We start from the raw sequence: 7,419 nt of genomic DNA, 5'->3' as shown, positions 1-7,419 counted from the left end.
TATTTTTAACATTATTGCTATTCAGCATTAAGCACAAAAAAAGTAATATATAATATTATTATGTAAACTTAAGATTTTAAAAGGAAAATATAATAATTAATAGAACATGTAGAAGGAGATGCTTAAATATTTTGAAGGATGGGAGATTATTATGGAGCATTTACAATCAATAGCACAAGCTGTTATAAGTGGTGATAAGGAAAAAGTAGTGGAGTTTATAAAGGCGAGTCCAAGTATTGTTAACGAATGTAGTAAAGATGGCTGGACACCACTTCATTTAGCAGCTTATTTTGGACAGAAAGAAATAGCGAGTTTTCTTTTAGAAAGCGGTGCAGATATACATAGTAGAGCGAAAAACGAAAATGAAAATACACCTTTGCAAGCGGCAATTGCGAACAAGCAAAGTGAACTTGTCGCTTTCTTAATTGAAAAAGGATCAGATGTAAATATTATGCAAAGTGGTGGCTGGACAGGACTCCACGAAGCAGCATTATTAGGAAATGAAGAAATAATTATGTTGCTCCTTAAAAATGGAGCTAATAAGATGATTAAGAAAAATGATGGAAAAACAGCGTATGATATTACATTAGAAAAAGGATATAATCACCTTTTATATCATTTGAAACAGGAAGTGAACTTATGATGAATAAATGGAGTGTTGGTATATTTTTATTTAATGAAGTAGAAGTGTTAGACTTTGCAGGGCCATTTGAAGTTTTTTCTGTAACTGAGGTGAATGAAGAAAAAACATTTACTGTTTATACAGTTAGCGAGAATGGGGAAATGATTACAGCAAGGAATGGATTGAAGGTACAGCCAGATTATAGTATTGAAAATTTACCACCAGTGGATATTTTAATAATTCCGGGTGGGCTAGGTGCTAGAAAATATGAAATAAAAAATGAAATAGTAATAAAATGGATTCGCCAACAAATGAAAGAAGTAAAGCTGATGACTTCAGTTTGTACAGGAGCGCTATTACTGGCGAAAGCAGGTTTACTGGAAGGTTTAAAAGCAACAACACATTGGGCTAGTATTGAAAAGTTTAAAAATGAGTTTCAAAATGTTGAAGTTATAGAAAATGTAAAGTTTGTAGATGAAGGACATATTATAACATCTGCCGGAATTTCAGCTGGAATTAATATGGCATTTCATATTGTGAAAAACTTGTTAGGTATGCATGTTGCGAAGGACACAGCGAAGCGAATGGAGTATGATATTAGTTTGCCAAATTAAAAAGCCCGGATTGGGCTTTTTATATTGAATGAATATAGTTAAGCTCTTCATCACTCAAAATAGGGCGAACAGATGCATTTGCATTTTCTTGTGCTTGTGTTCCTGTTTTTGCACCAGGAATTACAACACTTACTGCCGGATGAGAGAGTACATAGCGAAGTGCAAGTTGCCCTAGGGTCTGATTTTTATTTGAGAGCAGCCGAAGTTTCTCTACGGTTTGTAAGTCTTCTTGAAACCAAGTTTCATTTGGCCAATCTTTGCGTAAATCTCCATCTGGAAAAATTGTTTTATTTGTGAATTTTCCAGTTAAAATGCCCATTTTTAATGGACCACGAATAACAGCTCCTAGATTTTTCTCTTGTAAGAATGGTAATATATCTTTTTCTGGTTTTCGATTTAATATATTGTAATCAAGTTGTACGATATCAATTTCGTTGTTGTTATTGAAATGATGAATGTATTGTAAATCATGAGTCGAAACACCGACTGCTCTTACTTTGCCATCACGTTTTAATATGTCAAATGCACGTAGAAATGCTTCTGTTTCTCTACGATTATGCCACCAAATATGACAAAAATAAAGATCAATATAATCTGTTTGAAGACGTTGTAAACTTGTTTCGAATACGGCGATGATTTTTTCGGGAGTATCATATACAGGAACTCCATTAGGGTCGTAGTGATGTCCGATTAAACCACCTTTCGTTGATAGGATAATATCATTACGATGTCCTTTAATCGCGGTAGCTATCAACTTTTCACTATGTCCTAAACCATACACATCCGCAGTATCAATAAAATTCACACCACACTCAATTGCTTTTTTTATAGCGGTTATAGATTGTTTATCGTTAACAGGTCCCCATTCATCACCACCGATTGCCCATGCGCCAAAACCTATTTCAGAAACAGTTATTCCAGTTTTACCTAATGTGCGGTAATGCATATTCCCCCTCCTTGTAAGCATGTTATAACATGGATATGTGGGGAAGGAATTTTGTGTGTGAAAAAACTCTTCTACAATAGTAGAAAAAGAATTACAGAAACTACTATTTTATAGCAGCATGTATAAAAAAAATCGGTGTAAATATGGAAATGTCGTCGAATGCTATCTTTAATTGGTTAATTTATGGGATATTTTTGTGAAGGAGTTTATTTTATAAGAATAGAATTTAGTTTAGTAAGAAAACGTGCCGATGGTAGTGAAAAATATGGGTTAGGGGGATTTGAATGAGGAAACTCGAGCGAGTAAATGTTCCTAATATACCAGAGCAATTATCACAACCTAGTGACAAGCGTAGGATAAATAAAAAGAAGTTAAGGCGACTTATTTTAATGGTCCTTTTTATTGCGGCAACTACTCTATATGTTCAATATATTTTAACGAAACAACAAGAAGTAATTGATAAAAAGAAAGATACGATTACGGATCAAAAGAAACAATTAGTATCTTTAAAGAAAGATAAAGATTCTTTAAAGACTAACATAGAAAATTTAACAGACGATGAGGAAGAAATTTTGAAGTTAGCGAGAAAAGAGTATCAATTTTCTAAGTCAAATGAAACTATATTTGTGATGCCAAAGTAATAAAAACAGTTAGCCATTGAACTGCACCCCCAATTGTTAGACACCGTCTAACAATTGGGGGTGCAGTTTTTTATGTATGAATGTCATGGTACAAGGAACAATCACATATTGTAGAAATGAAGAGTTTAAGCTATTTTCATAAATATGGAATATGCACTAAAATAAATGTTGTTAAAATTCTGTCAATTATATTATAATACAAGGTAAGCGGATACATTTTTTAATCAACGTTGAGTTCCTCGCTCATACGACTATTAAGAAACCCGTTATCCTCGTATAAGAAAGGAAGATAGCTGTGTACGCTTCAAATACAATTTATATCGTAGGGGATGCGAAAGCACCTCAAAATAATCCCATTACTGAAAAGTTTAAAAGCTATTTCGTAGCATTTATACTTGTTAAGGATACAGGGGAAATTGTAGATGCAGACTGCTCAGCGACAATTGCATTAACATCTCAATTTGTTAAATATTTATTTCTACATAAAAATATAAATGACCCGGCGTTAGTAATGGAAGTAAAGAACCGATATTTCGGTTCTTCTCAAAAAGCGTTACTTGTAGCGCTAAAAGATGCACAGAAAAAATATAATCAGATTGCTGCTTTGTCTACTCAATCATAGACAAAATCCAGCCGTAAGAATCATTCTTATGGCTGGATTTTTTTATTTCACATTATCGTCCTACATCAAAAGTGAACGAAAACAAAGTAGAGAGATAGAAGAGTAAATGCCCAATAGGTTTACCTAATAATCCGTGGGTATAAATCTCCGGTGGATTAAAATTTCACTTCATTGGAGAATGAAAGGATGAACAAAATGAAAATTACAGATGTAAAAGTAAATCGTAGACGTGTAAAACTGCATAAACCGTTTAAAACCGCGCTTCGTACTGTAACAGAAATTGAAAGTATAGATGTTTATATTCATACAGACGAAGGAGTAATTGGTAAGGGGGCTGCAGCCGCAACGCCAGTTATTACGGGGGATTTCACCAGCGGAATGGAAGAAGCGATTTTAGGACCGATGCGTTCATGTTTAATTGGTCAAAATATCATTCAGTTTCAGCAGTTACTACAGGGTATTCAAATGAGTTGTATTGGAAATTCAAGTGCGAAAGCAGCGGTAGATATCGCTTTATATGATGTATATTGCCAATATCAAAATGTGCCGTTATATGCCTTGTTAGGCGGGAAGAAAGAAATTCATACCGATATTACAGTGAGTGTGGATGAGCCTGTATTAATGGCAAAAGAAGCGAAGAAACATGTAGAAAAAGGATTTCAAACATTAAAGATTAAAGTGGGTAAAGAGGCGCATTTAGATTTGGAACGTATTGAGGCAATTCGAAATGTGGTACCAAGAAATACGACATTACGTTTAGATGCGAATCAAGGTTGGAGTCCAAAAGAAGCGATCTCTATCATTCAAGAGATGGAAAATCGTAATTTAAATATAGAATTTATTGAACAACCAGTACACGCGAAAGATTGGGATGGGTTAAAGTACGTCAAAGATCGTGTGCAAACGCCAATTATGGCCGATGAAAGTATATTTTCAGCAAGTGATGCATTAAAGCTTGTTCAAGGAAGATACGCAGACTTAATTAATATTAAATTAATGAAATGTGGTGGCATACGTGAAGCATGGCGTATTGCAGATATCGCAGAAACGGCTGGTGTGAAGTGTATGGTGGGAAGCATGATGGAATCTTCACTTTCCGTTAGTGCTGTTGCACATTTAGCGGCAGCACATCCTAATATACATTATTTTGATCTTGATGCACCGCTTTGGTTAATGGAAGAGCCAGAAGGAATGACTTATTCTGGATCAAAGGTAAACCTTCAATCGACAGTGAATAGTAAGTCTTAGGAAAAGAGACTAGTAAATTATTTTTTTAAGGGGGATATATATGAAAAAAGTAGGAACTGCATTTTTAACAACTTTATTTATATTTTCATCGTTTACATCGGCAAATGCTGAAGAAAAGAAGGATAATAAAGCATTTATAGATGTATCTGCTGCAACGTTATGGACAGCACCTGATTCATTAAGGTCAATCGATACACCGAGTGCAACAAATCCAGTGGATCTATGGAAATGGACGAAATCAATGACACTTGACGAGAAACTATGGTTAACAAATGCAAATAAATTAGAAACACAAGCGTTACTCGGTCAAGAAGTAACCGTTATTGATAAGAAAGGCGAGTGGGTGAAGGTATTAGTGCATGGACAGCCAACACCACGAAATGAAGAAGGTTATCCGGGCTGGATGCCTGAAAAGCAATTAACATATAATCAAGAATTTGCAGATAAAACAAATGAACCTTTTGTGTTAATAACAAAGCCGACTGCGATTTTATATATAAATCCTTCTGAAAAACATAAATCACTTGAAGTCAGTTATAATACAAGACTGCCGCTATTAAGTGAAGACACAATTTCATACCGTGTATTGTTGCCAAATGGTCAGAAAGCATGGCTACGAAAAAATGATGGAACAGTTTACCGTTCTCAAACTGATATTCCAAAACCGACAGCTGATGATTTAATTAACACAGGGAAAATGTTTTTAGGTTTACCGTATATATGGGCTGGTACAAGTGGTTTTGGATTTGATTGCTCTGGCTTCACGCATACGATCTATAAATCGCACGGCATTACAATTCCGCGAGATTCTGGACCGCAATCAAGAGCAGGAGTTGCAGTTGATAAAGAAAATCTACAAAAGGGAGATTTAATTTTCTTTGCACATGATCAAGGGAAAGGTAGTGTCCATCACGTCGCAATGTATATTGGTGATGGCAATATGATTCACTCACCAAGAGCTGAAAGATCGGTAGAGATTATACCGCTAAATACACCAGGATATATAGAAGAATACGCTGGTGCTCGTCGTTACTTACCTTAAAAATAGAGGGGGTTTTTAAATGAAAAAAGTTGTTCGTTACTCATTAGTTAGTACTTTATTAGTTTCTTCATTTTTAGTTGGCTGCGCAAAAGAAAAAACTGCAACAAAGCCGAAAGATGAGAAGAAAGTATTACAGTTACTAGAAACGGGTGAAATTCCGTCGTTAAATTCAGGGAAAGTAACAGATGCAGTCTCGTTTAACGTTTTGAATAACGTAATGGAAGGACTATTTCGTCTATCGAAAAATGATGAAGAAATTGAAGCCGGCGCACAAAAATATGAAGTGAGTAAAGATGGAAAGACATATACATTCCAATTGCGTGATGCGAAATGGTCTAACGGAGATCCAGTAACCGCCCATGATTACGTATACGCTTGGAAGCAATTGATTAATCCAGATACAGCTTCTCAATATGCATACATTGCGTACGATGTAAAAAATGCTGAGAAGATAAATAAAAAACAACTAGGTCTAGATGAATTAGGAGTAAAAGCGAAGGATGATAAAACATTCGTCGTAGAGCTAGAACATCCTGTACCGTATTTTACGAAATTATTAATTTTACCATCCTTCTATCCAATTAACGAAAAATATGCGAAAGAGCAAGGTGATAAATATGGATTAGAAGCAAATAAAGCGGTATATAATGGACCGTTTACATTATCAGAGTGGAAGCATGAAGCTAGCTTTACAATGAAGAAAAACGATAAGTATTGGGATAAAAAAGAAGTGAAGTTAGATGAAGTAAACTATCAAATTGTAAAAGAAATTTCAACTGCGGTAAATTTATATGAAACAGATAAAGTTGATAGAGCTGTTATTTCTACAGAATTCGTAGATAAATATAAAAATAATAAAGAGCTAAAACAATATACAGATCCAGTTATGTACTTCTTCCGATTTAATGAAAATGTACCGATTCTTAAAAATAAAAATGCACGTCTTGCGCTAAGTACAGTTTTTGATAAGAAGGGACTCGCAGATTCATTTTTAAATGATGGATCGGTTGCAGCGAACTATTACGTACCAAAAGGATTTTTAAAGGGCCCAGATAAGAAAGATTTTAGAAGTACGTCTGGTGAGTTTAATAAGACAAATGTAAAACAGGCGAAGGAATATTGGGAGAAAGCAAAACAAGAGACAGGTACAAATGAAGTGACTTTAGAATTATTAAATTATGACTTAGAAAACTTTAAAAAAGTTGGAGAGTACATTAAAGAGCAGCTTGAGAAAAACTTACCAGGATTAAAAGTGAATGTGAAATTACAGCCGCATACGCAAAAATTAGCACTTGAGAAGAAGAAAGAATATGAAATGTCGTTATCACGCTGGTTACCAGATTATCCAGATCCAATGACTTACTTAGAAGTATTCCTTTCTGGAAGCAGTGTTAATAATACAGAATATGCAAATCCAGAATATGATGCATTAATTAAGAAGATTAAAACAGAATTAGGTAATGATGAAAAGGCTCGCTGGAAAGCAATGCAAGATGCTGAAAAAATGCTACTTGATGATGCAGTAATTGCACCGGTATTCCAGCGTGGATTATCTTACTTACAAAAACCATATGTGAAAGATTTATATGTACATCAATTTGGTCCAGCTACAAGTTTAAAATGGGCAGATTTACAAAAATAAAAGAATGGGGAAACAGACTTCACGTATGTGATAGTCTGTTTT

8 protein-coding genes are annotated in these 7,419 nt (G+C 34.6%); 7 read left to right on the top strand and 1 reads right to left on the bottom strand.

Translation table 11 applies throughout. The features are described 5' to 3' along the window. Positions 1 to 151 precede the first annotated feature (151 nt). Together ACQGS6_RS19735 and ACQGS6_RS19730 are read left to right on the top strand one after the other, a co-directional pair. Positions 152 to 643 carry an ankyrin repeat domain-containing protein gene (locus ACQGS6_RS19735; protein WP_426965460.1) on the top strand — a complete coding sequence of 164 codons (492 nt, stop codon included), beginning with the start codon at positions 152 to 154 and terminating at the stop codon, positions 641 to 643. Next, a complete protein-coding gene (locus ACQGS6_RS19730; RefSeq protein ID WP_000981431.1) occupies positions 640 to 1,236 on the top strand; it encodes a DJ-1/PfpI family protein in 597 nt (198 codons plus the stop codon). The genes ACQGS6_RS19735 and ACQGS6_RS19730 overlap by 4 nt, the downstream gene beginning before the upstream one ends. A 19-nt stretch (positions 1,237 to 1,255) precedes the next feature. Here the strand turns inward: ACQGS6_RS19730 and ACQGS6_RS19725 are convergent, their stop codons facing one another. Continuing rightward, positions 1,256 to 2,182 carry an aldo/keto reductase gene (locus ACQGS6_RS19725; protein ID WP_098397437.1) on the bottom strand — a complete coding sequence of 309 codons (927 nt, stop codon included), beginning with the start codon at positions 2,180 to 2,182 and terminating at the stop codon, positions 1,256 to 1,258. Positions 2,183 to 2,466: 284 nt separating this feature from the next. On the opposite strand from ACQGS6_RS19725, the gene ACQGS6_RS19720 reads away from it, so the two are divergent. From ACQGS6_RS19720 to ACQGS6_RS19700, 5 genes are all read left to right on the top strand, one after another. Continuing rightward, the gene (locus ACQGS6_RS19720) at positions 2,467 to 2,823 is read left to right on the top strand and encodes an FtsB family cell division protein (RefSeq protein ID WP_001228371.1); all 357 of its coding nucleotides are present in this window, start codon (positions 2,467 to 2,469) and stop codon (positions 2,821 to 2,823) included. A gap of 295 nt (positions 2,824 to 3,118) precedes the next feature. Next, positions 3,119 to 3,445 carry a DUF3870 domain-containing protein gene (locus ACQGS6_RS19715; protein WP_000271312.1) on the top strand — a complete coding sequence of 109 codons (327 nt, stop codon included), beginning with the start codon at positions 3,119 to 3,121 and terminating at the stop codon, positions 3,443 to 3,445. Positions 3,446 to 3,631: 186 nt separating this feature from the next. Next, positions 3,632 to 4,693: a dipeptide epimerase gene (locus tag ACQGS6_RS19710; RefSeq protein ID WP_001038452.1), complete on the top strand. Its 1,062-nt coding sequence runs from the start codon at positions 3,632 to 3,634 to the stop codon at positions 4,691 to 4,693. A gap of 40 nt (positions 4,694 to 4,733) precedes the next feature. Continuing rightward, positions 4,734 to 5,735 carry a C40 family peptidase gene (locus tag ACQGS6_RS19705; RefSeq protein ID WP_000755426.1) on the top strand — a complete coding sequence of 334 codons (1,002 nt, stop codon included), beginning with the start codon at positions 4,734 to 4,736 and terminating at the stop codon, positions 5,733 to 5,735. Between the two features lie 19 nt (positions 5,736 to 5,754). After that, on the top strand, positions 5,755 to 7,377 hold the full coding sequence (locus ACQGS6_RS19700; RefSeq protein ID WP_000758254.1) for a peptide ABC transporter substrate-binding protein: 1,623 nt from the start codon (positions 5,755 to 5,757) through the stop codon (positions 7,375 to 7,377). The last annotated feature ends 42 nt before the right edge of the window (positions 7,378 to 7,419 follow it).

Origin of the sequence: Bacillus sp. GMs2/2, from assembly GCF_050172095.1 — a bacterium.
Lineage (GTDB): Bacteria > Bacillota > Bacilli > Bacillales > Bacillaceae_G > Bacillus_A > Bacillus_A cereus.
The sequence above is the reverse complement of the archived record's forward strand: the minus strand, read 5'-3'. Positions and strand labels throughout refer to the sequence as shown.

Coding starts and splice junctions, on each gene's coding strand:
- ACQGS6_RS19710 (WP_001038452.1), top strand. CDS start 3,632: ATGAACAAAATGAAAATTACAGATGTAAAAGTAAATCGTAGACGTGTA.
- ACQGS6_RS19725 (WP_098397437.1), bottom strand. CDS start 2,182: ATGCATTACCGCACATTAGGTAAAACTGGAATAACTGTTTCTGAAATA.
- ACQGS6_RS19720 (WP_001228371.1), top strand. CDS start 2,467: ATGAGGAAACTCGAGCGAGTAAATGTTCCTAATATACCAGAGCAATTA.
- ACQGS6_RS19705 (WP_000755426.1), top strand. CDS start 4,734: ATGAAAAAAGTAGGAACTGCATTTTTAACAACTTTATTTATATTTTCA.
- ACQGS6_RS19730 (WP_000981431.1), top strand. CDS start 640: ATGATGAATAAATGGAGTGTTGGTATATTTTTATTTAATGAAGTAGAA.
- ACQGS6_RS19735 (WP_426965460.1), top strand. CDS start 152: ATGGAGCATTTACAATCAATAGCACAAGCTGTTATAAGTGGTGATAAG.
- ACQGS6_RS19700 (WP_000758254.1), top strand. CDS start 5,755: ATGAAAAAAGTTGTTCGTTACTCATTAGTTAGTACTTTATTAGTTTCT.